A 26,368-nucleotide genomic window follows, 5' to 3' on the forward strand; every position below is an offset into this window, starting at 1 on the left:
GAGCTCAGCCCATGAACTTCTTGAACTCGTCCGGCAGCTCGAACTCCTGGCCGCCCTGCTGCGGCACCCCGAAGGCGCCGCCGCCCTGGGCCGCGGCCTCGCGGCGCTGGGCCTCCTCCAGCTCCTGCTGCTTGCGCTTCATCGGGTTGCCGGAGCGCTGCTTGCCCTTGGCCTTCTTCTGCTGCTTCTTCTGCCGGCCGGGGCCGCCGCCCATGCCCGGGATCCCCGGCATGCCCGGCATGCCGCCGCCCTGGGCCATGCGGGACATCATCTTGCGGGCCTCGAAGAACCGCTCGACCAGGTTCTTCACCGCGCTGACCTCGACACCGGAACCCTTGGCGATACGGGCACGGCGCGAGCCGTTGATGATCGTCGGCTCCTGGCGCTCGGCCGGGGTCATCGACTTGATGATCGCGGCCGTGCGGTCGACGTCCCGCTCGTCGATGTTCTGGATCTGGTCCTTGATCTGGCCCATGCCCGGGAGCATGCCGAGCAGCTTGCTGATGCTGCCCATCTTCCGGACCTGCTCCATCTGGGCCAGGAAGTCGTCCAGGGTGAAGTCCTGGCCCTTCTTGGACGCCAGCTTCGAGGCCATCTTGGCGGCCTCTTCCTGGCTGAAGGTCTTCTCCGCCTGCTCGATCAGGGTGAGCAGGTCACCCATGTCGAGGATGCGGGAGGCCATCCGGTCCGGGTGGAACGCGTCGAAGTCGTCCAGCTTCTCGCCGTTCGACGCGAACATGATCGGCTTGCCGGTGATCTGCCGGATCGACAGGGCGGCACCACCTCGGGCGTCACCGTCGAGCTTGGAGAGCACCACGCCGTCGAAGCCGACGCCGTCGCGGAAGGCCTCGGCGGTGTTGACCGCGTCCTGGCCGATCATCGCGTCGACGACGAAGAGGATCTCGTCCGGGGAGACGGCGTCGCGGATGTCCGCGGCCTGCTGCATCATCTCCTGGTCGATGCCGAGGCGGCCGGCGGTGTCCACGATCACGATGTCGTGGACCTTGGACTTCGCGAACTCGATGGAGTCCTTGGCGACCTGGACCGGGTCGCCGACGCCGTTGCCCGGCTCGGGCGCGAAGACCGCCACGCCGGCGCGCTCGGCGACGACGCTCAGCTGGTTGACGGCGTTCGGGCGCTGGAGGTCGGCGGCGACCAGCAGCGGCGAGTGGCCCTGCTCCTTCAGCCAGCGGCCGAGCTTGCCCGCGAGGGTGGTCTTACCGGCACCCTGGAGACCGGCCAGCATGATCACGGTGGGCGGCTGCTTGGCGAAGCGCAGCCGGCGGGTCTCGCCGCCGAGGATCGTGACCAGCTCGTCGTTGACGATCTTCAGGACCTGCTGGGCGGGGTTCAGCGCCTTGGAGACCTCGGCGCCGAGGGACCGCTCCTTGATGTTCTTGATGAACGTCCGGACGACCGGCAGCGCCACGTCCGCTTCGAGGAGCGCGATGCGGATCTCACGCGCGGTGGCGTCGATGTCCGCCTCGGAGAGCCGTCCCTTGCCGCGCAGGTTCTTGAAAGTCGCTGACAGGCGATCGGAGAGAGTGTCGAACACGGCGCTCGCGGTCCTCGGGGTCGGTGACGGTCTTGATGGGAATCGCCCTCCAGGGTATCCCGGCGTCGAAAGTACCGGGGCAGGTCGTCCCCCGGCTCATCCGCGCAGTGTCTCCTCCAGCACCCGCGCCAGCGATGCCGCGTCCTGCGCCGGGAGCTGTGCGCCCGTGCCCGTCGTGACGTAGAAGGCGTCGACGGCGTTGGAGCCCAGCGTGCTGACGTGCATGCTGCGCACCCGTACGGCCGCCTTCTCCAGGGCCATGCCGATGCGGTGCAGCAGGCCGGGGGCGTCCTGGGCGCGGACCTCGATCACCGTGGCGTGGTGCGAGGCGGCCGGGGCCACCGTGACACGGGGCGGCGGGGCGGTCCAGCCGCGCCTGCGGGGGTAGGCCGCGTCCCGCTCGGCGAGGCGGCCGGCGATGTCCAGCGAGCCGTCGAGGGCGCGCACGAGGTCGGCGCGCAGCCGGGCGGCCTGGGGCAGGGAGCCGTACTCGGCGGCGACCCGCCAGTTGAGCAGCAGGACCGAGCCGTCGTCGACGTCGTCGGGCAGGCTCAGGGCGCGCAGCTCGGCGGTGCGCACGGTCAGCCGGTGCACGGCGAGGACCCCGGCGACGGCGGGGAGCACGGCGGGCTGGTCGGGTACGGCGATGAGCAGCTCGACGCCGAGGGGTTCCTGGGCGGACGCCTCCCCGGTGGCCGGTTCCGTCTGGGCGCGCAGGGCGAGGACCGGGCCGCCCGTGCGGAACGCCTCGATCGCCAGCCGCTCCTGTTCGGCGGTGGGCGCGGCGGTCGGCTCGGGCTCGTCCGGTGCGTCCCCGGCGAGGACGGCGCAGACGCGACGGACGAGGTCGGCGACGAGGGAGCCGCGCCAGGAGGACCAGGCGGCCGGGCCGGTGGCGAGGGCGTCGGCCTCCGTCAGCGCGTGCAGCAGCTCCAGGGTGCTCTGGGTGCCGACCGCCTCGGCGACCGAGCGGACCGTGGCCGGGTCGTCCAGGTCGCGGCGCGTGGCCGTCTCGATCAGCAGGAGGTGGTGGCGGACCAGCGAGGACAGCACCGTCACGTCCGCGCGGTCGAAGCCGATCCGGACGGCCACGTCCTTGGCGATGATCTCGCCGGCCACCGAGTGGTCGCCGGGCCAGCCCTTGCCGATGTCGTGCAGCAGGGCGGCGACCAGGAGCAGGTCGGGGCGGCTGACGCGGCGGGTGAGTGCGGAGGCGCGGACGGCCGTCTCGATGAGGTGCCGGTCGACGGTCCAGAGGTGGACGGCATTGCGCTGGGGGCGGCAGCGGACCCGCTCCCAGTCCGGCAGCAGGCGGCTGATCAGGCCCTCCGCCTCCAGCGCCTCCCAGACCTCGACGGTCGGGCGGCCGGAGCCGAGCAGCGTGACCAGCTGCTCCCGGGCCTCGGCGGGCCACGGTGTGGGCAGGGGGCGCGTGGTCGCCGCCATCCGCCGGACGGCGTGCAGGGAGAGCGGGAGGCCGGCCTGCGCGGCGGCGGCCGCGGCGCGCAGCGGCAGCACGGGGTCGCGCTCGGGGCGCGCGGCGCGGGCGAGCACCACCTCGCCGTCCTGCTCCACCACGCCCTCGGCGAGCGGGGAACGCTCGGTGACGGGCTTGCCGCCGCCTCCCAGCATGGCGCGCAAGCGCGGCCGCACGGCGCGCGAGCGCAGTACGCGCCCCACCTCGCGCCAGGTGACGTCACTGGCGTACGCGATCACCCGTGCGGCCTCGTACACCTGCCGCAGCAGGGTGTCCGCGTCCAGCAGGCCCAGCTCGGCCGCCACCTGGTCCTGCTCCTGGAGGGACAGCCGGTCGGTGGCGCGGCCCGTCGCCAGGTGCAGGGCGTCACGGACGTCGAGGAGGCGCCGGCATGCGTCGGCGAGGCCCTCGCGCGGGGCGTCGGCGAGCCAGGAGGCGGCGACGGCGCGCAGGGCGGTGGCGTCGCGCAGGCCGCCGCGCGCCTCCTTCAGGTCGGGCTCCAGCAGGTACTGCAGCTCGCCCTGCCGCTCGGCGCGTCCGGCACACAGTTCCTGGAGTTCCGGCAGCCGCTTGGGGGCCTGGTTGCGCCAGTCGGTGAGGACGGCCGTGCGCAGGCCGGCGGTGAGGCCGGCGTCGCCGGCCAGGTGGCGGGCGTCCAGGAGACCGAGGTGGACCTTCAGGTCGTCCCCGGCGGTCCTGCGGGCCTCCGCCGGGGTGCGCACCGAGTGGTCGAGGGCGAGGCCGAGGTCCCAGATCGGGTACCAGAGGCGGTCGGCCAGCGCGGCGACCTCCTTGGTGTCACCGCCGTCGTGCAGCAGGAGCAGGTCCAGGTCGCTGCGCGGGGACAGCTCGCCGCGGCCGTAGCCGCCGACGGCGACCAGCGAGACCCCCGTGAGCCCCTTGGCCGCCGCGCCGAACAGTCCGCCGAGCCAGTCGTCGGTCAGCTCCGCGAGGGCGGCACGGCGCGGCGGCCCGGATCGCGCCCCCTCGGTGAGGAGGCGCAGCCGGGCCGCCGCGTAGCCGCCGGGTCCCGAGTCCTCTGCTGCCATGCGCTCGTCCGTTCCCGTCACCCGGCGACTCCCGTTCTCAGAGATGCTGGTCAGAGCGCGTCGGGGCCGCGCTCGCCGGTGCGGACCCGTACGGCCGTGTCGACCGGCAGGGCCCAGACCTTGCCGTCACCGATCTTTCCGGTGCGGGCCGCCTTCACGATGACCTCGATCAGCTGCTCGGCGTCGTCGTCCTCGGCCAGCACCTCGACGCGGATCTTCGGGACCAGGTCGACGGTGTACTCGGCACCCCGGTAGACCTCGGTGTGGCCCCGCTGCCGACCGTAACCGCTGGCCTCGGTGACCGTCAGTCCCTGGACGCCGAACGCCTGAAGGGCCTCCTTGATCTCGTCCAGCCGGTGGGGCTTGACGACGGCGGTGATGAGCTTCATGCGTCCACCTTCTTGGTCTGCGTGGCGGCGGCCAGGGCCGAGGAGTGCGCGGCGGAGCCGATGACACCGCCGCCGGTGCCACTGAAGTCGTAGGCGCTCTCGGCGTGCTCGGCCTGGTCGATGCCGGAGATCTCCTCGTCCTCGGTGACCCGCATGCCGATGGTCTTGTCGAGGAGGAAGGCGAGGACCGCGGAGACGACCAGGGAGTAGGCGAGGACCGCGCCGACACCGGCGCACTGCTTCCACAGCTGGGTGAAGGAGTGGTCGCCGTAGAAGACGCCGGTCGCGGTGGACTGGCCCTTGCCGGTGGCGAAGAAGCCGATCAGCAGGGAGCCGAGGATGCCGCCGACCATGTGGACGCCGACCACGTCGAGGGAGTCGTCGTAGCCGAACTTGAACTTCAGGCCGACGGCCGCGGCGCAGGCGACACCGGCGATGGCGCCGACGGCGATCGCGCCGAGCGGGGAGACCGCGCCGCCGGACGGGGTGATCGCGACCAGACCGGCGACCGCACCGGAGGCGGCACCGAGGGTGGTGAACGCGCCGTGGCGGATCTTCTCGTAGGCGAGCCAGGCCAGCATGGCGGCACCGGTGGCGACCTGCGTGTTGACGAACATCAGCGCGCCGACGCCGTCGTCGTTGCCGAGCCAGGAGCCCGCGTTGAAGCCGAACCATCCGAACCACAGCAGACCCGCGCCGAGCATGACCAGCGGGAGGCTGTGCGGGCGCATCGGGTCCTTCTTGAAGCCGACGCGCTTGCCGATGACGAGGATGACACCGAGCGCCGCCGCACCCGCGTTGATGTGGACCGCCGTACCGCCCGCGAAGTCGATCACGCCGAGCTTGAAGGCCCAGCCGTCGGCGCCCCAGACCCAGTGGGCGACCGGAACGTAGACGATCGTGGCCCACAGGGTGATGAACAGGCACCAGGCCGAGAACTTCACGCGGTCGGCGAGGGCGCCGCTGATCAGGGCCGGGGTGATGATGGCGAACATCATCTGGAAGACCATGAAGACGAAGACCGGGATGGTGTACCCGGGCCAGAGCTCCGTCAGGCCGATGTGGCTGAGCCCGAACCAGTTCGAGTTCCAGCCGATGAAGCCGTTGTGCGTGCCGAAGGCGAGGGAGAAGCCGTAGAGCGTCCAGAGGATGGTGATGATCCCCATGGCGATGAAGCTCATCATCAGCATGTTGAGGGTGCTCTTGACCCGGACCATGCCTCCGTAGAAGAAGGCCAGGCCCGGGGTCATGATCAGCACCAGGGCGGAAGCAATGAGCATGAAGCCTGTGTTCGCGGACGACAGCTTGGGTGCCTCCGCGGCAAGCGTGATGGCTGGGGCCATCGGCGTCTCCTCGTCGGTTTCAACGGCCCCGTGCGGGCGGTACCGGGCCTGGGCGGTCCGGTCGGGTGAGGGGTGGGCCGGTTATGCGCCATGAGATTGACGCAGCGCGGTTTCGGTGGAGGCCCCTCGTTGTTTCGCCGGGGTGACGAAGACGCCGTGCGTGTTACGCGTGGATGAACGGCCGGATCTCCGGGAGGGAGACGGGCCGACCGCGGCGGGCCTCTCGATGACCTGGCATGGGGGAGCCGAGTCGAGCGGTTCGGGAGGCCCGGCCGCGGCCGGGGCTTGGCGCCGGGGTCGGTCAGACGGCCTCGGCGGTCTCGGGAAGGTCCACGGCGAGCTGGTCGGTGAGGTCGACGACGACGGCGAGGTCGCCGTAGTCCCGCGCGGCGGTGTCGACCGTCTTTCGGATACGAGTGTTCACGCGCTCGGAGCGGACCTTCTTGGCGATCTCCATGGCCCGGGAGGCGTACTCCGTGCCTCGCTCGGGCTCGCGCTGGAGCAGGTGCACGGTGGCCTTGCCGATCAGGTTCAGCGCATACGACCGCTGGTGCTCCGGGTCCTTGGCGAACAGCTCCACCGCCCGCCGCATGAGCGGCTCGGCGAGGGAGGCGTAGGTGGGGCTGCGGCCGGCGACGTAGGCGAGGTCGCGGTAGGAGTGGGAGTTCTCGCCGTGCAGCTCGGCCTCGGAGAAGAAGCGGATCCAGTCGGGGTCCGGCTCGTCCCACTCGTCGGCCTCGGCGAAGGTGTCCTCGGCCATGCGGACCGCGCGCTTGGTCTTGCCGGGCTGGCCCATGTTCGCGTACGCGCGGGCCTCCATCGCATACAGCATCGACTGGGTGCGCGGGCTCGCGCAGTCGCGGCTGCCGTACTGGGCGAGGTGGATCAGCTCCAGGGCGTCGTCGGGACGGCCGAGGTGGATCATCTGGCGGCTCATGCTGGAGAGGATGTAGGAGCCGAGCGGCTTGTCACCGGCTTCCTTGGCGGCGTGCAGGGCGAGCACGAAGTACTTCTGCGCGGTGGGCTGGAGGCCGACGTCGTACGACATCCAGCCCGCCAGCTCGGCCAGTTCGGCGGCGACCTTGAACAGGATGCGGGTGGTGGCCTCGGGCTGGGGTTCCTGGAGCAGGTCGGTGACCTCGTGCAGCTGTCCGACGACCGCCTTGCGGCGCAGGCCGCCGCCGCACTGGGCGTCCCACTGGCGGAACATCCTGGTGGTGGACTCCAGCAGGTCCAGCTCGGGCCGGGACAGACGGCCGGGGCGGCGCGGGTCGAGGGCGGGCCGGGGCTCGGGGCAGCCCGGGGAGGCCGGGCTCGGCACGAGCCAGCGCTGCATCGGCTCGATGAGGGAGGGACCGGCGGACAGGGCGAGGGAGGTGCCGAGGAAGCCGCGCCGGGCGAGCATCAGGTCGCTGCGCGAGAACTCGCTGAGCAGGGCGACGGTCTGCGGGCCGGTCCAGGGCAGGTCGACGCCGGTCGCGGAGGGTGACTGGCGCGCGGCGCGCAGGCCGAGGTCCTCGATGGAGACCACGCAGCCGAAGCGCTCCGAGAACAGCTCCGAGAGGATGCGCGGGATCGGTTCGCGGGGGTTCTCGCCGTCCAGCCAGCGCCGTACGCGCGAGGTGTCGGTGGAGATGTGGTTGGCGCCCAACTGGCGCGCCCGGCGGTTCACTTGGCGGGCCAGCTCGCCCTTGGACCAGCCGCTGCGCACGAACCACGAGCCGAGCAGCTCGTTGGGGCGCTTGTCAGCGTTCGTCCCGCTACCGCCGTTGCCGCTCACTGGAACGCCCCCATTCCTGAGACCACTTGTCGCCGCGTACGCCAAGCCCTATCAGAATGCCGGTAAATACGGCCTCCTGTCCGCCGGTTCTCACCCTTCGAACGGGATGACGACTCGCCTCCGGCATACCCACGGATGCATATGCCCCGAGGACTCGCACACTCACAGTAATCCTACGATCACCCGTCCAGCCATGGCGATCCGGGAAACGCCACCATTCGCCACCCCTTCGAATGAACTCACGTTCCCTGGGACGCGATTCACTTGACATAGGACGGCCGGAGGTGGGCGGAGTGATGCACCCCGGGGCGCGTGCCAACCGGTGCGCCACCTCAGGCGCTTCCAGGCGCTGCCTTGACCCCGCGCTTGATCGACGGCCGGTGCGGGAAGGCGGAGCCGTAGCGTTACGTTCCGCTTTCGTCCCGTTCCGTGTCGTAACCACCGGCGCGCTGGACCCGTTGGAGGGGGCATGGGCTTCACGATCGGCGGCATCCGCGAGATCCGCTCCGGCGCGCGTCGGCGCGGCCGGTCCTCGGAGTGCACGGCCGTCGCCGAGTTCACCGGACTGTGGGGCTGGGACGTGGTGCCGGGCGCGCGGGCCGCGGCGGGCGCCTGTTCCTGCGGGCGCGCCGACTGCCCGGCGCCGGGCGCCCATCCGCTGGACTTCGCGCCCCAGGTGCCGGCCGGGGCGACGCTGGACGAGGTGAGCAAGGCCTGGTCGGAGTTCCCGGGCGCCGCGGTGATGCTGCCGGTGGGCCAGGCGTTCGACGTCGTCGAGGTCTCCGAGGCGGCCGGCCGGCGCGCCCTGGTCCGCCTGGAGCGGATGGGGCTCCCCCTCGGTCCGGTGGCCGCGACCCCGGACGGCCGCGCGCACTTCTTCGTCGCGCCCGGCTCCGCCGCCGAACTGCCCCGGCTGCTCTACCGCCTGGGCTGGGACGACCCCTCCGCCCTGGACCTGAGCGGCCTCGGCCCTGGTGCGTACGTCACGGCGCCGCCCTCCGACCGTGGCGGTCTGGGCCCGGTGCGCTGGCTGCGCCCGCCGGCGCTGGACTCGGCGACGGCACCGCCGGCGGCCCGGCTGGTGCTGGGCACGCTGGCCTATGTGGCGCACCGGTCGCGGGCGCGGGCCTGACGGCTCCCCCGCGCACAAAGGCGAAGTGCCCGTCCCCAACTGCACCTTGGGGCCGGGCACTTCCTTTCTTTGCGCATAAGCCGGCGCCGCTCTCGCGGACGTGGTTGATCGCCGTCGTGGTTCCTCGATTATCGGCTGCGGTCCGTGGGTGAAGGCTGATCCACAGGGAGTTACTCGCCGATCAGCGCGTCCACGAACGCCTCCGGCTCGAACGGGGCCAGGTCGTCCGCGCCCTCGCCGAGGCCGACGAGCTTGACCGGCACGCCCAGCTCACGCTGGACCGCGACGACGATGCCGCCCTTGGCGGTGCCGTCGAGCTTGGTCAGCACGATGCCGGTGATGTCCACGACCTCGGCGAACACGCGGGCCTGGACCAGGCCGTTCTGGCCGGTGGTGGCGTCGAGGACGAGCAGCACCTCGTCCAGCGGCGCGTGCTTCTCCACGACCCGCTTGACCTTGCCCAGCTCGTCCATGAGGCCGGTCTTGGTGTGCAGGCGGCCGGCGGTGTCGATGAGGACGACGTCGACCCCCATCTCCTTGCCCTCCTTGACCGCGTCGAAGGCCACGGACGCCGGGTCGCCGGCCTCGGGGCCGCGCACGGTGTGGGCGCCGACGCGCTCGCCCCAGGTCTGGAGCTGGTCGGCGGCGGCGGCGCGGAAGGTGTCGGCGGCGCCGAGCACGACGGTGCGGCCGTCGGCGACGAGCACGCGCGCGAGCTTGCCGGTGGTGGTGGTCTTGCCGGTGCCGTTGACGCCGACGACCATCACGATGCCGGGCTTGCGGTCCTCGGGCTCGGTCCTCACCGTGCGGTCGACGTCGGTGCCGACCAGCTTGAGCAGCTCCTCGCGCAGCAGGCCGCGCAGCTCCTCGGGGGTGCGGGTGCCGAGCACCTTGACGCGCTCGCGCAGGCCCTCGACCAGCTCCTGGGTGGGCTGCACGCCGACGTCGGCGGTGAGCAGCGTGTCCTCGATCTCCTCCCAGGTGTCGTCGTCGAGGTGCTCGCGCGACAGGAGCGTGAGCAGGCCCTTGCCGAGGGCGTTCTGGGAGCGGGACAGGCGGGCGCGCAGGCGGACCAGCCGGCCTGCGGTGGGCTCCGGGATCTCGATCTCCGGAGCCTCTTCGAGAGTGGGCTCGGCGGCGGGAGGCTCCTCCACGGCGACCGGTGCGGGGCCGCCGGGGAGATCCACCTCCTCGATGGTCCGGCGCGGTTCGTCGCGCGGTGTCTCGGCCTCGTCGCCGACGTGCGGCTCGGCCGGGGGCGCGGTGATGTCGGGCGTCTTCGGGGGTGGCGGAGGCAGCGGCTTCCGGCGCCGGGTGCCCACGATCAGCCCGCCGAGCGCGCCGATCACGACCACGGCGATGACTACAGCAAGGATGACGGTTTCCATAACCCGTCCAGTATCAGTCATGGGTGACGACGGGAGCCGGTTTGTGGCTTCCTCTGAGAGACAAACGCCACGTACGGCGAGGAGTCGGAGCAAAGTACGATGGTGGCGACTCTGTCGACGCGCGTAGAGTCCGAGCGTCCCCCTTCCCCCCACGGCAGGCCCGTTTTCCATGAGCAAAACCGTCGAGACCGAAGGCGCTCTCGAGACCCGAGGGATCGAGCAGGTCCCGGATCACGAGCGCACCGCGAAGACCCGCGAGCTGTTCCCGACCTGGGTCGGCGCCAACATCAGCGTGCTGCTGCTGACGATGGGCGCGAGCCTCGTCGTCGCGTACCACCTGGACATCTGGCAGGCGCTCGTGGTCGCGGCGGCCGCGCCGGTCGTGTCGTACGGCCTCGTCGGGCTGATCGGCATCGCGGGCAAGCGGGGCGGCGCGCCCGGCATGGCGCTGTCGCGGGCGGTCTTCGGCCAGCGCGGCAATCTGCTGCCCGGGTCGCTGATCTGGGTCGCGCGCTGGGGCTGGGAGACGATCAACGCGGTCACCGGCGCCTACGCGATGCTCACCATCCTGGACATCGTGTGCGGCCTGAAGGCGAACAGCGTGCTGGACATGGTCATGCTGCTGGCGTTCGTCGTGGCGACGTTCGCGATCTCCGGGCTCGGCATCAACGCCGTGCAGAAGTGCAACAAGTACGCGACGTACCTCTTCGGCGTCTTCTCGGTGCTCGTCCTCGCCTACCTGGTGGCGAACACCGACTGGTCGAAGGTGATGCACCACGGCGGCGGTTCGACGGCCGCGGTGATCACCGGTGTCGGCATGATCGCGGCCGGCGGTGTCAGCTGGATCCCGACCGCGCCGGACTTCACCCGCTACCTGCCGCGCACGGCGTCCTCCAAGGCGATCGTCGGCACGGCGGTGGGCGGCGCCGGTGTCGTGGTGCTCCCGATGGTCCTGATGGGCGCGGTGATGGCGGTCTCCACGCCGGACCTGGCCTCGGCGACCGATCCGGTGTCCTTCCTCGGCGAGATCCTGCCGACCTGGATCGCGGTGCCGTACCTGTGCATCTCGCTGATCGGCATGCTGCTGATCAACTCGATGTCGATGTACTCGGCGGGCTTCACCGCGCAGACCCTCGGCTTCAAGGTGCCGCGTCACTGGGCGGTCTCCGTCAACGCCGTGATCTCGCTGATCTTCGGCGGCGTGCTGATGCTGGTGGCGACGAGCTTCATGGGCTCGTTCATCGCCTTCCTCTCCCTGCTGGCGGTCGCCTTCTCCGCGTGGGTCGGCGTGTTCGGCGCGGACATGCTGCGCCGCACCGAGTACGACGGCGCGGCGATGGCCGACACCACCCGCACCAGCGCCTACTGGTACAAGGGCGGCTTCTCCCCCGCGGCCGTGGCCGCCTGGGCGATCGGCCTGGTCTCGGGCCTGATGTTCACGACGTCGGACTGGTTCACCGGCCCGCTCGCGAAGAACAACGTCCTCGGCGAGTACGGCCTCGGCTGGGTCGCCACGATCGTGATCTCCGGCCTGCTGTACCTGGTCCTGCCGAAGCCGGCGGCGACGCGGCCGGCCCCGGCCACCGAGCCGGCCGAGGAGCCCTCGACCGTCGGCGCCTGAGACACCTCAGTGCGGCCGGCCGCTCTTGTGGAGGGCCGCACTCGCCCGGAACCGCAGGCGTGAGCAGCGGTCCTTCGTCTCCTGGCCGGCGTCGTCCGGACAGCAGCAGTGGCGGGCGAGCCACCACAGATCGTCCGGTGCGAGCCAGAGGGCGACGCGGTCCCGCTCGGCCTCCGCCCGCGGGTCCGTGGGTACGGTGTCGGTCATCCCGCGAGCCTACCTCCGCCCCGCCATGGCCATCTGACGCCGCGTCAGCTAACGTCCCCCTCCACCGAGCCGTACCGGAGGGGGACTTGCCATGCCCGTCACGGTCGTCCGTTTCAACCTCGTCGCCCCGGGGGCCACGCCCGCCGCCCTCTCCGCCCGCTACCGGGCCGCCCTGGAGATGGCCGCGTACGCCGACGAGCACGGGATCAGCACCGTGCAGACCGAGGAGCACCACGGCGCCGAGAACAACTGGCTGCCGTCGCCGTTCGCCTTCGCCGGCGCGGTGTTCGGGGCGACCCGGAACATCGCGGTGACGGTGTCGGCGGTGATCGGCCCGCTGCACGATCCGCTGCGGCTGGCCGAGGAGATCGCCGTACTGGACCTGCTCAGCGGCGGGCGGCTCGTGACGGTGGCCGGCATCGGCTACCGCCCCGAGGAGTACGCCCTGTTCGACGTGGACTGGAAGCGCCGGGGCCGGATCCAGGACGAGTTGCTGGAGACGCTGCTGGCGGCGTGGTCCGGCGAGGAGTTCACCTACCGGGGCCGTACCGTACGCCTCACCCCGCGCCCGTTCACCGCGCCGCACCCGCTGCTGCTGGTCGGCGGCTCCTCGAAGGCCGCCGCCCGCCGGGCCGCCCGGTTCGGTCTGCCGTTCTTCCCGAGCGCGCATCTGCCCGAGCTGGAGGCGTACTACAAGGAGCGGCTCACCGAGTACGGCACCGAGGGCTGGGTCATGATGCCCGCCCCGCAGACACCGCTGCTGCACGTCGCCGAGGACCCGGACCGGGCCTGGACCGTGTACGGCGAGCACTTCCTGCACGAGGCGCGCACGTACGCCTCCTGGCAGTCGGGGCAGATCCGCTCGGCGGTGAAGTCGGCGGCCACGACGGTGGCGGAGCTGCGCACGGAGGGCGTGTACCGGATCCTCACGCCGGAGCAGTGCGTGGCGCAGGGGCTGGACAACCTGGTCCTGCACCCGCTGGCGGGCGGGATGCCGGTGGAGGAGGGGTGGCGCAGCCTCACCCTGTTCGCGGAACGGGTGCTGCCCGCGCTCGGCGCCTAGGGGGTGTCGCAACGACACCGCCGCCCCCGCTCCAGGCAGTGGCCGGAGCGGGGGCGGCGGATGGTACGAGGAGAGGGGCAGCGGGGACTTGGCCCCTACTCCTCGGTCTCGGGAGGCGATCCGGGAGGATCAGCCCATCTCCTCCAGCGACTTGCCCTTCGTCTCCTTGACGTACTTCAGGACGAACGGGACGGAGAGCGCCGCGAAGACCGCGTAGATCACATAGGTGCCGGCCAGGTTCCAGTCGGCCAGCGACGGGAAGCTCGCGGTGATGGCCCAGTTGGCGATCCACTGCGCGGAGGCGGCGACGCCCAGGGCGGCGGCGCGGATCTTGTTCGGGAACATCTCGCCGAGCATGACCCAGACGACCACGCCCCAGGACAGCGCGAAGAAGAGGACGAACAGGTGGGCGGCGATCAGGGCGACCCAGCCCTGGGTGGCGGGAAGCTTGCCGCCGACCAGGTGGGAGGAGAACGCCCAGGCCTCCAGCGCGAGACCGACGGCCATGCCGACCGAGCCGATGAGGGCGAGCGGCCGGCGGCCGACGCGGTCCACGAAGATCATCGCGATCACGGTGCCGACGATGTTGATGATCGACGTCGTGAAGGAGTAGAAGAACGAGTCCGTCGGGTCGATGCCGACCGACTGCCACAGCGTCGAGGAGTAGTAGAACGCGACGTTGATGCCGACGAACTGCTGGAAGACCGACAGGCCGATGCCGACCCAGACGATCGGCTTGAAGAAGAAGCCGCCGCCGAGCAGGTCCTTGAAGGTGGACTTGTGCTCGCTCTTCATCGCGTGCTCGATCTCGGCGACGCGGGCGTCCAGGTCGGTGCCCTCGCCCTCGACCTCGGCGAGGATCTCCTTGGCGCGCTCACGCTTGCCGACGGAGAGCAGGAAGCGCGGGGACTCGGGGATCGCGAAGGAGAGCAGGCCGTACAGGACGGCCGGGACGACCATGACGCCGAGCATGACCTGCCAGGCCTCCAGGCCCATCAGGTGGCCGCGCTGGTTGCCGCCGGCGGCGTTCAGCAGGCCCCAGTTGACCAGCTGCGAGATGGCGATGCCGATGACGATCGCCGCCTGCTGGAAGGAGCCGAGCCGGCCGCGGTAGGCGGGCGGGGCGACCTCGGCGATGTAGGCGGGGCCGATGACGGAGGCCATGCCGATGGCGAAGCCGCCGACGACGCGCCAGAGGGCGAAGTCCCACAGTGCGAAGGGCAGCGCCGAGCCGACGGCGCTCACCGTGAACAGCACGGCGGCGATCTGCATGACCCGGATACGGCCGATCCGGTCGGCTATGCGGCCGGCGTACGCGGCGCCGATGGCACAGCCGATCAGGGCGATCGCGATGACCTGGGCGAGCGCGGCGGAGCCGATGTCGTAGCGGCCGCGGATGGCCTCGACGGCGCCGTTGATCACGGAGCTGTCGTATCCGAAGAGGAAACCGCCCATGGCGGCAGCCGCCGCGATGAAGATGACGTGCCCGAGATGCTCGGGTTGAGCCGTTCTGGCTCCTGACTGAGGTGCCTGCGCTGTGCTGGTCACGTGTATCTCCTCGGGCCACGGCAACGCTGCCGGGGTGGGGGGCGAGCCCTCTCAGGTGGCGACACCTGAAGGTAAAAGCAACGTTGCAGAGACTATGCCTTCAAGTTTCGAAGTCAATAGTTCAACGGCTGTGAGTTTCGAGATATGCCCGATCATCTCGCGTTCATTTATTGAACGCAGAGTTAGTTGATCTTGAAGAGGGTCAGCGGAGCCGCTGAGAGATGACCTTGGACACTCCATCGCCCTGCATGGAGACGCCGTACAGCGCGTCGGCGACCTCCATCGTGCGCTTCTGATGCGTGATCACGATCAGCTGCGAGGCCTCCTGCAGCTCCTGCATGATCCGGATCAGCCGCTGGAGGTTGGTGTCGTCGAGCGCGGCCTCGACCTCGTCCATGACGTAGAAGGGGCTCGGCCGGGCCTTGAAGATCGACACCAGCAGCGCGACGGCCGTCAGCGACCGCTCGCCGCCCGACAGCAGGGAGAGCCGCTTGACCTTCTTGCCCGGCGGGCGGGCCTCGACGTCCACACCGGTGGTGAGCATGTTGTCGGGGTCGGTCAGGATCAGCCGCCCCTCGCCGCCCGGGAAGAGCCGGCTGAAGACGCCCTCGAACTCGCGGGCGGTGTCCCGGTACGCCTCGGTGAAGACCTGCTCGACGCGCTCGTCGACCTCCTTCACCACCTGAAGCAGGTCGGCCCGGGTCTTCTTCAGGTCCTCCAGCTGCTCGCTGAGGAACTGGTGCCGCTCCTCCAACGCCGCGAACTCCTCCAGCGCCAGCGGATTGACCTTGCCCAGCTGCTGGTACGCCCGCTCTGCGGCCTTGAGCCGGCGCTCCTGCTCGGCCCGGTGGAAGGGCCGGGGCTGGTTGCGCGGGTGCTCGGGGTCCTCGGGCAGCACCTCGCCCTCGGCGGGCGGCGAGGGCGGCACCGGCAGGTGCGGCCCGTACTCCGACACCAGTCCCGCCGGCTCGACGCCCAGCTCCTCCAGCGCCCTGGTCTCCAACTGCTCGATCCGCAGCCGCTTCTCGGCGCCGAGCACCTCGCCGCGGTGCACCGAGTCCGTCAGCTTGTCCAGCTCCGACTTCAGTTCGCGGCCGGCGGTGCGCGCGGCGGTCAGCTCCTGCTCGCGCCGCGCCTTCGCGGCCTCGGCGGCGGTGCGCTCCCGCTCGGCGCGGGCGAGGGACACCTCGATGTGCGCGAGCAGCTGCCGGGTGCCGGCGGCGACGGCCTCGGCGACGGCCGCCTCGTGCCGCAGCCGGGCCCGGCGCTGCTCGGCACGCGCGCGTGCCTCGCGTTCGGCGCGGGCGGCCCGGTCGAGCGAGTCGGCCCGCCCGGCGAGCCCCTTGACCCGCTCCTCGTGGGTACGGACCTGGAGCCGGGCCTCCATCTCGGTCTGCCGGGCGTTGGCCCCGTCGGCGGCGAGCCGATCGCGGACGGAGGTGTCCGGCTCCTCCTCGACCGGCATCTCCTCGGCGACCGCCAGCCGCTCGGCCAGCTCCTCGGCTTCCTGTACGGCCCTGTCCAGCGCCTCCTGCGCGCGGGCGGCGGCAGCGGCGGACCGCTCCGCCTCCCCGGCGGCGCCGCGCGCCTGCCCGGCGAGCCGGCCGAGCTGCTGGGCGACGGCCGACTTCTCCCGGTCGGCGGCCCTGCGCCGCTCCCCCAGTTCTTCCACGAGGGCGGCGGCCTGCCCGCGGCGCTCGGCCGCCGCCTGCTGTGCCTCGGCGAGGCCCTCGCAGCGGACCGCCAGCTCGGCCAGCTCGGCCGCTGCCTCGTCCACGGAGGCCTGTACCTCCAGCAGGCTCGGCGCGCCGGCGGAGCCGCCGTGGGCGAAGTGGCCGCCGAGCAGGTCGCCCTCGGTGGTGACGGCGATCAGTTCGGGGTGCGCGTAGACCAGGTCCTCGGCGTCCTCCAGGGTGCCGACGACCACGATTCCCCTCAGCAGGCGGTGGACGGCGGGCATCAGGTCGGCATCTCCGCGCACGAGCTCGGCCGCGAAACGCCCACCGGGGGGTGCCGCGGTCGGCAGTTCGGCGGGTGCGGGTTCATCGTGGCTTGTCGCGCAGTTCCCCGCGCCCCTGCGGGGCGCGTCCCCTCGGGTCGGCTCCGCCGGCCCCGCCAGCAACAGCGCCGCCCGGCCGCCGTCCTGCTTGCGCAGGAGGCGGATCGCGTCCGCCGCCGCTGCCGGGGTCGACACGGCGACGGCGTCCGCCGCCGCGCCGAACGCCGCCGCCAGGGGGACCTCGTAGCCGGGGGTGACCGTCAACAGCTCGGCCGCCGGGCCGAGTACGCCCGTCAGGCGGTCCCGGGCACCCAGCAGTATCCCGGTGCCGTCCTTCCGCCGCAGGCCGAGGGCCAGGGCCTCCTGGCGGGCCTGGGTCGCGGCGCGGCTGCGCTCGGCAGTGGTGAGTGCCTCGCGGGCCGCGCTCAGCGCGGACTCCGCCTCGGCGAGCTGCCGTCTGGCCGCCTCGTGCCGCTCGGCCAGGTCCGCGTCGTCGGCGTCGAGGCCGTCCACCTCGGCCTTGAGCGCCTCGTACTCCTCCTGGGCGGTGACCGCCCGTTCCTGTGCCTCGTCGCGGGCCACGGCCAGCCGGTCGATCTCGGCCTGCGCCGAGGCCGCGCGCGAACGGGCCGCGTTGACCTGGCCGTTGAGGCGGGCCAGACCCTCGCGGCGGTCGGCGATGGCGCGGGCCACGTCCTTCAGCCGGCGCTCCTCGACGGCCAGTTCCCGCTCCAGCTCGGCCCGGTGGGCGACCGTGTCGTCCAAGGCGTGCTGGGCCGCGTCCAGGGCGGCCTCCAGCTCGGCCTCCTGTTCACGGATGCGGGCGGCCTCGCGCTCCAGGTCCTCCGGGTCGCGCCCGCGCCGCTCCTCGGGGGGCGCGGACGTCGCGCTCTTCACGCGCGCGTCGGCCAGCGAGATCGTGCCCCGTACGCGTTCGGCCAGCTGGGACAGCTCGTACCAGGTCTGCTGGGCGCGCTGGAGGCGCGGCGTGAGCTGCCGTACCTCGTCCTCCAGCAGGGCCTCGCGCTGCAGGGCCTTCCTCAGCTCCTGCTCGGCCGACTCCTTGCGCTCCTTCAGGGCGGCCTCGTCGGCGATCTCGCTCTTCAGCGCCTCGCGCAGCCGGACCAGGTCGTCGGCGAGCAGCCGCAGGCGGGCGTCGCGGAGGTCGGCCTGGATGACGGCCGCTCTTCTCGCCACCGCGGCCTGCCGGCCGAGGGGCTTGAGCTGGCGGCGCAGCTCGTCGGTCAGGTCCTGCACGCGCGCGAGGTTGGCCTGCATCGCGTCCAGCTTGCGCAGGGCCTTCTCCTTGCGCTTGCGGTGCTTGAGGACGCCGGCCGCCTCCTCGATGAAGGCGCGGCGGCCCATGGGGTCGGCGTGCAGGACGGAGTCGAGCTGGCCCTGGCCGACGATGACGTGCATCTCGCGGCCGATGCCGGAGTCGGAGAGGAGGTCCTGGATGTCGAGGAGCCGGCAGGTGTCGCCGTTGATCTGGTACTCGCTGCCGCCGTTGCGGAACATGATCCGCGTGATGGTGACCTCGGCGTACTCGATGGGCAGCGCACCGTCGGAGTTGTCGATGGTCAGGGACACCTCGGCGCGGCCCAGCGGGGGGCGGCCGGTGGTGCCGGCGAAGATGACGTCCTCCATCTTGCCGCCGCGCAGCGACTTGGCGCCCTGTTCGCCCATGACCCAGCTGAGCGCGTCCACGACGTTGGACTTGCCCGAGCCGTTCGGTCCCACGACACACGTGATACCCGGTTCGAAGCGGAGTGTGGTTGCCGAGGCGAACGACTTGAACCCGCGGAGGGTCAGGGCCTTGAGGTGCACGCCGTCGGACTCTACCGGGCGCCGCTATCTCACTCCACGAACCCTCCGGGCCACGCGGTTTCACCAGTGAACATGCAGGGCACACCGTACGTTAAAGAGGGTGAAAGCATGCGGGGGCAAGAAGAAAGAAGGAAGGGACGCCGGAGCGTCCCTTGCAACTCTGACGACTGGGTTGCAGCCGTCCGGTCGACTGAGCGGTTGAATCGGCAGCCCGATGACTGCGACTGCTGTCGTGGAGCGATGCAGTAATCAGGTGAGCGCAGGCTCCGCCTGGTGTGCGTCGATGCTCTCCATGATCCTGTCCTGAGAGGCGGCAGCCGTCAGCGCGTCGTTCTCGGCCTGGATCCGTACGAGCTCGGACTCCAGGTCCTGGACACGCTGCTGCAACCGTCGCATCTCGGCGAGGAGTCGAGGGTCGGAGCCGCCGACGTAACCGAGAAGCGCCTTTGCCATGATGGATGGTCCTCCACACTGAGTGACCGACCGATGCGGTGTGGGTCGTGAGGGATTCGCACCCGCGGTGCTTGGCACATCCGGGTGTTGCTCTGCTGTTGCTTCATGCCAAACAGCTAAGGTGCGCGGGGCTTTCAGCGTCTCACCAAAAAGTTTGACGGTCAACACGATCACACCCCGTATTGGTGGGCGAACCGGGGGCACGCGGCCGGGAAATCGGCGGCGCGGCGACTCTTCCGGTGCCTCGGGGCGTGTCGATCAGTCGTAGCAGGGGAGCCTGCCATGCCGGGCTCTTCTTGGCAACCACCAGGCCATTTCCACCCTCCGCACGCGCGCCCGGCACCTCTTCGCGCGCCTGCCGGTGCGGCGTCGCGGACCCCGGTCAGCGAATGGCGAAGCCGTCGTAGCCGCCGCGGGGTGTGTCCCAGATCTCGGTGACGCCTTCCACGCGCCCGGGCGTGTCGGTGCCCTGGAGCCAGTCGAGCAGCCCCTCGCAGTCCTCGCGCGGCCCTTCCGCGACCACCTGGACCCGGCCGTCGGCCAAATTGAGAGCAAAACCACTCAGGCCGCCGATCTCCAGCGCCTTCGCACGCGTGAACCAACGAAAACCCACACCTTGGACGCGTCCACGCACCCAGGCGACCAGCCGTACATCCTCGCTCATGGGTGCAACCTAACCGGCCGATGTCGCTCGGGACGCGTCGCCTCCCGACGCCATGGGGTACCGTCCCCACCCAATGCATCTCATATGAAACTCACTCGATCGAGTGAGTCGGGTGGGCCAGAGGGAGTCAGGCGCCACCAGGGACCGGGGAGCCCGCGAGGACGAGGAAGAGGGCAAGGGGATGGGACGGCACCGACGCTCCGCCGCCGGCCGCGCCGCCGAGGGACGCGCCACGGGGGTCACGCACACGGACACCTCCGCCACCGGGAGCGACGGCCCACCGGACCCGTACACGCGGGACGCGTACACGACCGACTCGTACACGACGGACTCGTACACGACGGACTCGTACGCCCAGGACCCGTACACGACGGACATGTACACGCAGGACCCGTACGCCCTGGAGCTGTACCGGCGGGACGGGATACCCAAGGGCATCGCGCCGTACCTGAACCCGGAGGCCTACACGGGGGCGAACCCCCGGGCCCGCGCCTATCCGTTCGCCGACGGCGGTGGTGCGGGCTCCGGGGCGGGCGGCGGGTTCACGCCGGGCGGCGACTCCTCCCGCCGCAGGCGCCGCAAGAGGGCCGGCGGGCCGGTGCGCGTGGGCCTGCTCGGCACGGCCGCCGCCGCCCTGCTCGGCACGGCCGCGGTGGCCACGGGCGTGGTGCCGGGGCTGGAGCACTACAGACTCGGCGGCGGCACGGACACCGGCAGCGACTCGGTACAGGCGGCCGGCTCGCCGGGCAACACGGCGACCGAGCAGGGCGGCACGTCGGGCGGCGCCGACCGCCGCGAGGGCGATGCCGGCGCCGGCAGGACCGCGACGCGCCCGGCGTCCCCGAGCCCCTCCGCCTCCGCCTCCGCCTCTACGTCGGCCTCCCCCTCGGCCACCCCGTCCAGGACGGCGGGCGGGATCCCGGCGCCCCGGGCCACCGCGTCCCGGCCGGCGAGCAGCCCGTCGCGTACGGCGAGCAAGGCGCCCGCGACGAGCGCCGCGCCGGCGTCGGCGTCGGCGCGGAGCGCCGCCGAGGCGGAGGTGCTGAGGCTCGTCAACCAGGAGCGGTCGAAGGTCGGGTGCAGCCCGCTCACGGCGAACTCCTCGCTGACCAGGCTGGCCGAGGCGTTCAGCGACGACATGGCCGCGCGGGGCTTCTTCGACCACACCGACCCGGACGGCAAGTCGCCGTGGGACCGTGCCTCGGCGGCCGGGATCAGCAACCTCGGCGGCGAGAACATAGCCCGCGGCCAGGCGGACGCCCAGGCCGTGATGACGGCCTGGATGAACAGCCCCGGTCACAAGGCCAACATCCTGAACTGCGACTTCAAGACCCTCGGCGTCGGTGTCCACCTCGGCACGGGCGGCCCTTGGTGGACGCAGGACTTCGGTTACTGAGGCTCTCGGTCACCGAGGCTCACAGAGCGCGGCGGTAGGTCAGCCCGGGGCGGCCGCTGTGCGGGAGCCGGGTCTCGCCGGTGACGGTGAAGCCGGTGCGGGTCAGCACCGTGCGCGAGGCCGGGTTGTCGAGGGCGGCTGCGGCGCGCAGGACGCTCAGGCCGTACCGCTCGGCGGCGAGCACGCACACCTCGCGGACGGCCCAGGTGGCCAGCCCCTGTCCGGCCGCGCACTCGGCGACGCGGTAGCCGAGTGCGGCGCCGCCGTCGGCCACGTCCACGAGGTTGACCCGTCCCAGTACTTCGCCGTCGCCGCCTGCCACCACGTGGAAGTAGCACTCCCCCGCCTCCTGCTCCGCCAGCAGGGCGCGCAGCCGCTCGTCGAACCGGGCGAAGAAGTCGTCACCCCGGTCCGGGACGGACGCGGCGAAGTACGCGCGGTTCTCCCGCTCGAAGGCGAGGAGCGCGGGGGCGTGGTCCGGGCGGAGCAGGCACAGCTCGGGCATGCCGGGACCGTACGCGACCCGGCCCGCCCTCGTCTCCCGTATTTCCCCCGAATCTCCGGCGGCCTCAGGCGGCGCTGCGACCGCGCGTGAACACCAGCGCCGTCTCCGTCACCCGGCGGCCCAGGTGCTCGGCGGTGGCGATGTCCGCCTTGTGGACGCCCTCGGGACCCTGGTCGTTGTTGCTCTGCGCGGCGGCGCCGGCGAAGAAGCCGAGGCGGTTGAGGTCGTTCTCCGAGGCGGTGCTGGCGTTCCAGCCCGGGAGCAGACCGAGGTTGACCCAGTGCATGCCGTGCTGGGCGGCGAGGGTCTGGAAGAACTGCAGGGTGTGCAGCTTGTCGCCGCTCTTGGAGGCCGAGTTGGTGAAGCCGGCGGCCAGCTTGTCCTGCCAGGCGCGGGTGAACCAGCGGCCCGAGGTGCCCTCGGCGAAGACGTGGAAGGCGCCGGAGGCGGTGCCCATGTAGGTGGGCGAGCCGAAGACGATCGCGTCGGAGCGGTCCAGCGTCTCCCACTGCTCGTCGGTGATCTCGTCGACCTTGATCAGGTGCACCTCGGCACCCGCGTCGGCGGCGCCGGCGCGCACGGCCTCGGCGAGGACGGCGGTGTGGCCGAAGCCGGAGTGGTAGGCGATGGAAACGACAGGGGTGGTCACGACAGACTCCTCGATCGGACAGCCCGGAGGGCGAGTTGGCAGCTCAAAAGCAGTGACCCCAGGAAAGCACTAACTTCTGGTTAGTGCAACCTGGTGGTTAGCGCTGTGTGTGCGTATCCTTCTGTCATGAGCGCCACGCCCCAGGAACAGGACCACCTCGCGGACACCCTCGCGTACGACGTCTTCGCCAAGGCCTGCCCGTCGCGCGCGACGCTGGAGCACGTCACGGGCCGCTGGGGCGGGCTGACGCTCGGCGCGCTGTACGAGGGGTCGCTGCGCTTCAACGAGCTGCGCCGCCGGGTCGACGGGGTGAGCGAGAAGATGCTGTCCCAGACGCTGCACGCGCTGGAGCGCGACGGACTGGTGCACCGCGAGGCACAGCCGACGAACCCGCCGCGCGTGGACTACGAACTGACCGCGCTCGGCCGCGAGGTCGCCGGGCGGCTGCTCGCCCTCATCCACTGCGTGGAGGGCGCGATGGACGACGTGCTCACGGCACGCGCGCGTTACGACGAGACGCGCGGCGCCCTCTGACACTTCGGGCAGAAGTAGCTCGACCGGTTCATCCACGGGCGGCGGCGGATCGGCGTACCGCACCGCCCGCAGGGCTCGCCCTCGCGGCCGTACGCGTCCAGGGACCGGTCGAAGTAGCCCGACTCGCCGTTGACGTTGACGTACAGGCTGTCGAAGCTGGTGCCGCCGACGGCGAGCGCCGCGTTCATGACGTCCCGGACGTGGCCGAGGAGTTCCTGGGTGACCGGGCGGGTGAAGTTCGCCGTCGGGCGCTCGTAGTGGACGCGGGCGCGCCACAGCGCCTCGTCCGCGTAGATGTTGCCGACGCCGCTGATCAGCGACTGGTCGAGCAGGGCCCGCTTGATGGTGGTGCGCTTGCGGCGCAGCGCCCGGTGGAAGGCCTCGTCGTCGAACAGCGGGTCGAGGGGGTCGCGGGCGATGTGCGCGATGACGTCGGGCAGGCCGTCGGGGGTGTTGTCGTGCAACGACAGCCCGCCGAAGGTGCGTTGGTCGACGAAGCGCAGCTCCGTGCCGAGGGAGTCCGCGAACCGGACGCGGATGCGCAGGTGCTTCTCGTCCGGCGCCTCGTGCGGCTGCACCAGCAACTGGCCGCTCATGCCGAGGTGGGCGAGGACGGACTGGTTCGTCTCCTCCAGCGGCAGCCACAGGTACTTGCCGCGGCGGCTCGGGGTGCCGATGTGCCGGCCCTTGAGGCGGTGCGCGAAGTCGTCGGCGCCCGCGATGTGCCGGCGTACGGCGCGCGGGTGCAGCACCTCGACCTCGGCGACGGTGCGCTGGGCCACCCAGCGCGCGAGACCGCGCCGTACGACCTCGACCTCGGGCAACTCGGGCATCGGGACCCCCGTACAGAGCGCTCGCACGGAGCGGTGGATGAGCCGAGCGCCCGCCCGCCGGGAACGGCGGTGCGGGCGCTCGTACTGCTGTGGGTCAGGCCGGAGCGGACGAGGACTCGCCGTCCTCGGCGTCGGCCCCGGAGGCTTCGTCGGCCGCCTCGGCGGCCCTGGCGCGCTCGTCCGCGGCGGCCTTGATGGCCCGCCAGGCGGACTCGGCGGCCTGCTGCTCCGCCTCCTTCTTGCTGCGGCCGGTGCCGGTGCCGTACGAGACGCCTCCGACGCGGGCGGCAGCAGTGAAGGTCTTCTCGTGGTCGGGGCCGGTCTCCGTGACCAGGTACTCGGGCACGCCGAGCCCTTCGATCGCGGTCAGCTCCTGGAGACTGGTCTTCCAGTCCAGGCCGGCACCGAGGTTGGAGGACTTCTCGATCAGCGGGTCGAAGAGCCGGTGCACCAGCTCGGACGCCGCGTCGAGACCCTGGTCGAGATAGACCGCACCGATCACCGCTTCCAGGGTGTCGGCGAGGATGGACGCCTTGTCCCGGCCTCCTGTGCCCTCTTCACCACGGCCGAGCCGGATGAAGGCGCCCAGATCGAGGCCACGGCCGACCTCCGCCAGCGCACGCGAGTTGACCACCGCGGCCCGCAACTTGGCCAGCTGGCCTTCGGGCAGGTCGGGGTGGGTGCGGTACAGCGTGTCCGTGACGACGAGGCCGAGCACGGAGTCCCCGAGGAACTCCAGCCGCTCGTTCGTCGGCAGACCGCCGTTCTCGTACGCGTACGAGCGGTGGGTCAGCGCGCGCACCAGAAGGGCGGACTCAAGCTGATAGCCGAGCCGCCCTTCCAGAAGCGTGTGGGACGAGGCCTGGTTGTCCGCCGGGCTCCCGCTCGCACGGGAAGAGTTCTTCTTGGGCGTGGACACAGTGCCTCTCACCTGGCCGCTCAGACTTCGAGGACCTGGCGCTTGTTGTAGGTGCCGCAAGACGGGCACGCGATGTGCTGCTGCTTGGGCTCGTGGCAGCGCTCGCACGCAACCAGGGTGGGGACCGCAGCCTTCCACTGCGACCGGCGGTGGCGCGTGTTGCTGCGCGACATCTTCCGCTTCGGAACAGCCACGGCTACTTCTCCTGCTTCTCGTCGACGCCCGCTTCCGCGTCAGCGCCGCTCATCTCGTCCTTCTCGCCGTCTTCGAGTGAACCGGCGAGTCCCTGCAAAGCCGCCCAACGGATGTCGACGGCGTCGTGATGGTGGTCCGGGTCGTCCGTGAGCCGCGCTCCGCACTCGGAGCACAGGCCCTGGCAGTCTTCCTGGCACACCGGCTGCATCGGCAGTGCGAGCACCACCGCGTCGCGCAGCAGAGGTTCGAGGTCGAAGAGTCCGTCCTCGAGGAAGAACCTGTCCTCGTCATCCTCGGCGTCGTCGCCCGGTTCCGCGATCACGCGGCCCCGGTCGTCGGCGTCAGGGTACGAGAACAGTTCCTGGAAGTCCGCTTCGAGCTGCTGCTCGACCGGCTCCAGACACCTTACGCACTCCCCCTCGGCCAGTGCACGGGCGGTGCCTGTGACGAGCACCCCTTCCATGACCGACTCAAGGCGGAGTTCGAGCTCCAGCGGGGCGCCCTCGGGCACTCCGATGACTCCCTGGATCCCGAGATCCGCGGGGGCGTCGATCGTGCGGGTCAGGCGCTGGAGCGCGCCAGGACGCCGCCCCAGCTCGTGTGTGTCGAACACGAGAGGGTTGCGGTGGTCGAGGCGGGCGTTGGGAGCCATTCCTGCTTTCGATCTTCAAACTCGGAGGGACGCCGCCCTTCGGTGTTCCGGGCAGCGCTGATCGCGGACATACGCGCGACCGAAGAGCCAGGATACTGGACCTTTCGCTCTCGGCCCAATCCGGCCCTGTCTACAGGCCCCGGCCCTGCTCGTACGCCCGCAGCTGCTCCGCGCTGATCATGCCGGTGTCGAAGAGGCTGGTCTCGTCGAGGGCGTAGCCCTGCTGTCCCTGGTGCTGGTGGGACTGCTGGGCCTGCTGGGGGTCGTAGGCGGCCTGCTGGGGGTCGTAGGAGCCCTGGTAGGCGTAGGGGTCGGCCTGCTGGTAGCCGTAGCCGGTCTGGGTCTGCTGCGGGAAGGCCGCGTACGGGTCCGGCTGCTGCTGGTAGCCGTACGCCGGCTGCGGCTCGTACGACGGCTGCTGGGGCTGCTGCTGCGCCGGCCGGTCCTGGCGCTCGGCCGGGGCGTCCTGCTCGGCGAGGGCCGCGAGGTCGGCGAGGTAGTCGGCGTCGCTGGAGTGCTGGAAGGTCGTGGTGTCGTCGGCGAGGGCGCCGAGGTCGTCCGTGGCGATCCGGCCGTGCAGCTTCTGCCGGCCGCGGCCGACGGCCTCCAGGGTCTTGGCGAGGACCGCCTCGAAGGCGCCCAGCTTGGCGTCGACGTACTGGTCGGCGGTGTGGCGCAGGGTCTCCGGGTCGTGGCTGCGCTCGGGGGCGTCCTCGTCCTCGTAGCCGTTCTCGTCCAGGCCGGGGCCGGTGCCGAGCAGCTTCTCGCGGCCGCGGCCGACCGAGCCGAGGGTCTTGGTGAGGACGACCTCGAAGTTGGCGAGCTTGGAGTCGACGTAGTCGTCGGCCTCGGCGCGGACCTCCTCGGCCTCCTGGCGGGCCTCGGCGAGGATCCGGTCGGCCTCCGACTGGGAGCGGCGGGCGATCTCGGTGTCGGAGATCAGCGAGCCGCGCTCGGCGTGCGCGCCCTCGATGATCCGCTCGGCCTCCTGGCGGGCCTGCTCGACCATCTGCTCACGGCCGCCGATCAGCTCCTGCGCCTGCGCGAGGGAGCCGGGCAGGGCCTGGCGCACCTCTTCCAGCATCGCGAGCAGCTCGGCGCGGTTGATCACGCACGAGGCCGACATGGGCATGGCGCGGGCGCCGGCGACCGCGGAGACGATCTCGTCGAGCTTCTTCTGCACGTCCACC

At 71.5% G+C, this 26,368-nt stretch carries 23 protein-coding genes; 5 read left to right on the forward strand and 18 right to left on the reverse strand.

Going from position 1 to position 26,368, the window contains the following annotated elements; genetic code table 11:
* Positions 1–4: 4 nt before the first annotated feature.
* The 5 genes from ffh to ACFC8N_RS22470 all read right to left on the reverse strand — a co-directional run bounded on the left by ffh (position 5) and on the right by ACFC8N_RS22470 (position 7,593).
* Positions 5–1,555 carry a signal recognition particle protein gene (ffh, locus tag ACFC8N_RS22450; protein WP_356024558.1) on the reverse strand — a complete coding sequence of 517 codons (1,551 nt, stop codon included), beginning with the start codon at positions 1,553–1,555 and terminating at the stop codon, positions 5–7.
* A gap of 96 nt (positions 1,556–1,651) precedes the next feature.
* Positions 1,652–4,102 carry a [protein-PII] uridylyltransferase gene (locus ACFC8N_RS22455; protein ID WP_376289267.1) on the reverse strand — a complete coding sequence of 817 codons (2,451 nt, stop codon included), beginning with the start codon at positions 4,100–4,102 and terminating at the stop codon, positions 1,652–1,654.
* A gap of 29 nt (positions 4,103–4,131) precedes the next feature.
* On the reverse strand, positions 4,132–4,470 hold the full coding sequence (locus tag ACFC8N_RS22460; protein WP_356024562.1) for a P-II family nitrogen regulator: 339 nt from the start codon (positions 4,468–4,470) through the stop codon (positions 4,132–4,134).
* Positions 4,467–5,813 (reverse strand): ammonium transporter, encoded by a 1,347-nt coding sequence (locus ACFC8N_RS22465; RefSeq protein WP_362823498.1) that lies wholly within the window; start codon positions 5,811–5,813, stop codon positions 4,467–4,469. Before ACFC8N_RS22465 ends, ACFC8N_RS22460 begins: the two co-directional genes overlap by 4 nt.
* Before the next feature lie 301 nt (positions 5,814–6,114).
* Positions 6,115–7,593: a hypothetical protein gene (locus ACFC8N_RS22470; protein WP_376289269.1), complete on the reverse strand. Its 1,479-nt coding sequence runs from the start codon at positions 7,591–7,593 to the stop codon at positions 6,115–6,117.
* Between the two features lie 469 nt (positions 7,594–8,062).
* Between ACFC8N_RS22470 and ACFC8N_RS22475 the strand changes: the two genes are divergently transcribed.
* A complete protein-coding gene (locus ACFC8N_RS22475) occupies positions 8,063–8,725 on the forward strand; it encodes a bifunctional DNA primase/polymerase (RefSeq protein WP_356024570.1) in 663 nt (220 codons plus the stop codon).
* Between the two features lie 170 nt (positions 8,726–8,895).
* On the opposite strand, the gene ftsY is transcribed toward ACFC8N_RS22475, so the two are convergent.
* Entirely contained in the window at positions 8,896–10,113 is a 1,218-nt protein-coding gene (ftsY, locus tag ACFC8N_RS22480; protein WP_356024572.1) for a signal recognition particle-docking protein FtsY, read from the reverse strand.
* 169 nt (positions 10,114–10,282) lie between these two features.
* On the opposite strand from ftsY, the gene ACFC8N_RS22485 reads away from it, so the two are divergent.
* A complete protein-coding gene (locus ACFC8N_RS22485; protein ID WP_376289272.1) occupies positions 10,283–11,734 on the forward strand; it encodes a cytosine permease in 1,452 nt (483 codons plus the stop codon).
* Positions 11,735–11,740: 6 nt separating this feature from the next.
* On the opposite strand, the gene ACFC8N_RS22490 is transcribed toward ACFC8N_RS22485, so the two are convergent.
* Positions 11,741–11,941, reverse strand: coding sequence for a hypothetical protein (locus ACFC8N_RS22490; RefSeq protein ID WP_376289273.1), 201 nt, complete (start codon positions 11,939–11,941; stop codon positions 11,741–11,743).
* 91 nt (positions 11,942–12,032) lie between these two features.
* Between ACFC8N_RS22490 and ACFC8N_RS22495 the strand changes: the two genes are divergently transcribed.
* Positions 12,033–13,004 (forward strand): LLM class flavin-dependent oxidoreductase, encoded by a 972-nt coding sequence (locus ACFC8N_RS22495; protein WP_376289275.1) that lies wholly within the window; start codon positions 12,033–12,035, stop codon positions 13,002–13,004.
* 129 nt (positions 13,005–13,133) lie between these two features.
* Here the strand turns inward: ACFC8N_RS22495 and ACFC8N_RS22500 are convergent, their stop codons facing one another.
* The 4 genes from ACFC8N_RS22500 to ACFC8N_RS22515 form a co-directional block, all read right to left on the reverse strand.
* Positions 13,134–14,552 carry a sugar porter family MFS transporter gene (locus ACFC8N_RS22500; protein ID WP_362823246.1) on the reverse strand — a complete coding sequence of 473 codons (1,419 nt, stop codon included), beginning with the start codon at positions 14,550–14,552 and terminating at the stop codon, positions 13,134–13,136.
* Between the two features lie 202 nt (positions 14,553–14,754).
* Entirely contained in the window at positions 14,755–18,378 is a 3,624-nt protein-coding gene (gene smc, locus ACFC8N_RS22505; RefSeq protein WP_376289277.1) for a chromosome segregation protein SMC, read from the reverse strand.
* Positions 18,379–18,627: 249 nt separating this feature from the next.
* Positions 18,628–18,831, reverse strand: a complete 204-nt coding sequence (locus ACFC8N_RS22510; protein WP_023546484.1) for a hypothetical protein — start codon at positions 18,829–18,831, stop codon at positions 18,628–18,630.
* A gap of 382 nt (positions 18,832–19,213) precedes the next feature.
* Positions 19,214–19,495: an acylphosphatase gene (locus ACFC8N_RS22515; RefSeq protein WP_356024586.1), complete on the reverse strand. Its 282-nt coding sequence runs from the start codon at positions 19,493–19,495 to the stop codon at positions 19,214–19,216.
* Positions 19,496–19,676: 181 nt separating this feature from the next.
* On the opposite strand from ACFC8N_RS22515, the gene ACFC8N_RS22520 reads away from it, so the two are divergent.
* Positions 19,677–20,891 carry a CAP domain-containing protein gene (locus tag ACFC8N_RS22520; protein WP_376289279.1) on the forward strand — a complete coding sequence of 405 codons (1,215 nt, stop codon included), beginning with the start codon at positions 19,677–19,679 and terminating at the stop codon, positions 20,889–20,891.
* A gap of 19 nt (positions 20,892–20,910) precedes the next feature.
* Here the strand turns inward: ACFC8N_RS22520 and ACFC8N_RS22525 are convergent, their stop codons facing one another.
* Together ACFC8N_RS22525 and ACFC8N_RS22530 are read right to left on the reverse strand one after the other, a co-directional pair.
* Positions 20,911–21,396 carry a GNAT family N-acetyltransferase gene (locus ACFC8N_RS22525; protein WP_376289281.1) on the reverse strand — a complete coding sequence of 162 codons (486 nt, stop codon included), beginning with the start codon at positions 21,394–21,396 and terminating at the stop codon, positions 20,911–20,913.
* A 64-nt stretch (positions 21,397–21,460) separates the two neighbouring features.
* Positions 21,461–22,045, reverse strand: a complete 585-nt coding sequence (locus tag ACFC8N_RS22530) for a flavodoxin family protein (RefSeq protein ID WP_356024594.1) — start codon at positions 22,043–22,045, stop codon at positions 21,461–21,463.
* Between the two features lie 126 nt (positions 22,046–22,171).
* On the opposite strand from ACFC8N_RS22530, the gene ACFC8N_RS22535 reads away from it, so the two are divergent.
* Complete coding sequence (locus tag ACFC8N_RS22535; protein ID WP_356024596.1) at positions 22,172–22,579, forward strand: helix-turn-helix domain-containing protein; 408 nt, start codon at positions 22,172–22,174, stop codon at positions 22,577–22,579.
* Here the strand turns inward: ACFC8N_RS22535 and mutM are convergent.
* The 5 genes from mutM to ACFC8N_RS22560 all read right to left on the reverse strand — a co-directional run bounded on the left by mutM (position 22,552) and on the right by ACFC8N_RS22560 (position 26,367).
* Positions 22,552–23,412, reverse strand: coding sequence for a bifunctional DNA-formamidopyrimidine glycosylase/DNA-(apurinic or apyrimidinic site) lyase (gene mutM, locus ACFC8N_RS22540; protein ID WP_376289283.1), 861 nt, complete (start codon positions 23,410–23,412; stop codon positions 22,552–22,554). The two genes, ACFC8N_RS22535 and mutM, sit on opposite strands and share 28 nt — an antisense overlap.
* A gap of 94 nt (positions 23,413–23,506) precedes the next feature.
* A complete protein-coding gene (gene rnc / locus ACFC8N_RS22545; protein WP_376289285.1) occupies positions 23,507–24,343 on the reverse strand; it encodes a ribonuclease III in 837 nt (278 codons plus the stop codon).
* A gap of 8 nt (positions 24,344–24,351) precedes the next feature.
* Positions 24,352–24,525 carry a 50S ribosomal protein L32 gene (gene rpmF / locus ACFC8N_RS22550; protein ID WP_003951102.1) on the reverse strand — a complete coding sequence of 58 codons (174 nt, stop codon included), beginning with the start codon at positions 24,523–24,525 and terminating at the stop codon, positions 24,352–24,354.
* Between the two features lie 2 nt (positions 24,526–24,527).
* The gene (locus ACFC8N_RS22555) at positions 24,528–25,178 is read right to left on the reverse strand and encodes a DUF177 domain-containing protein (RefSeq protein WP_376289288.1); all 651 of its coding nucleotides are present in this window, start codon (positions 25,176–25,178) and stop codon (positions 24,528–24,530) included.
* A 130-nt stretch (positions 25,179–25,308) separates the two neighbouring features.
* Positions 25,309–26,367, reverse strand: a complete 1,059-nt coding sequence (locus ACFC8N_RS22560; protein WP_356024605.1) for an ATP synthase F0 subunit B — start codon at positions 26,365–26,367, stop codon at positions 25,309–25,311.
* Position 26,368 lies beyond the last annotated feature (1 nt).

Source organism: Streptomyces sp. NPDC055966 (assembly GCF_042269865.1).
In the GTDB taxonomy this organism is placed as follows: Bacteria; Actinomycetota; Actinomycetes; order Streptomycetales; family Streptomycetaceae; genus Streptomyces.

Coding starts and splice junctions, on each gene's coding strand:
- ACFC8N_RS22535 (WP_356024596.1), top strand. CDS start 22,172: ATGAGCGCCACGCCCCAGGAACAGGACCACCTCGCGGACACCCTCGCG.
- ACFC8N_RS22515 (WP_356024586.1), bottom strand. CDS start 19,495: ATGAGCGAGGATGTACGGCTGGTCGCCTGGGTGCGTGGACGCGTCCAA.
- ACFC8N_RS22555 (WP_376289288.1), bottom strand. CDS start 25,178: ATGGCTCCCAACGCCCGCCTCGACCACCGCAACCCTCTCGTGTTCGAC.
- mutM (WP_376289283.1), bottom strand. CDS start 23,412: ATGCCCGAGTTGCCCGAGGTCGAGGTCGTACGGCGCGGTCTCGCGCGC.
- ACFC8N_RS22490 (WP_376289273.1), bottom strand. CDS start 11,941: ATGACCGACACCGTACCCACGGACCCGCGGGCGGAGGCCGAGCGGGAC.
- ACFC8N_RS22460 (WP_356024562.1), bottom strand. CDS start 4,470: ATGAAGCTCATCACCGCCGTCGTCAAGCCCCACCGGCTGGACGAGATC.
- ACFC8N_RS22520 (WP_376289279.1), top strand. CDS start 19,677: ATGGGACGGCACCGACGCTCCGCCGCCGGCCGCGCCGCCGAGGGACGC.
- ACFC8N_RS22525 (WP_376289281.1), bottom strand. CDS start 21,396: ATGCCCGAGCTGTGCCTGCTCCGCCCGGACCACGCCCCCGCGCTCCTC.
- ACFC8N_RS22465 (WP_362823498.1), bottom strand. CDS start 5,813: ATGGCCCCAGCCATCACGCTTGCCGCGGAGGCACCCAAGCTGTCGTCC.
- ACFC8N_RS22485 (WP_376289272.1), top strand. CDS start 10,283: ATGAGCAAAACCGTCGAGACCGAAGGCGCTCTCGAGACCCGAGGGATC.
- ACFC8N_RS22475 (WP_356024570.1), top strand. CDS start 8,063: ATGGGCTTCACGATCGGCGGCATCCGCGAGATCCGCTCCGGCGCGCGT.
- ftsY (WP_356024572.1), bottom strand. CDS start 10,113: ATGGAAACCGTCATCCTTGCTGTAGTCATCGCCGTGGTCGTGATCGGC.
- ACFC8N_RS22510 (WP_023546484.1), bottom strand. CDS start 18,831: ATGGCAAAGGCGCTTCTCGGTTACGTCGGCGGCTCCGACCCTCGACTC.
- ACFC8N_RS22495 (WP_376289275.1), top strand. CDS start 12,033: ATGCCCGTCACGGTCGTCCGTTTCAACCTCGTCGCCCCGGGGGCCACG.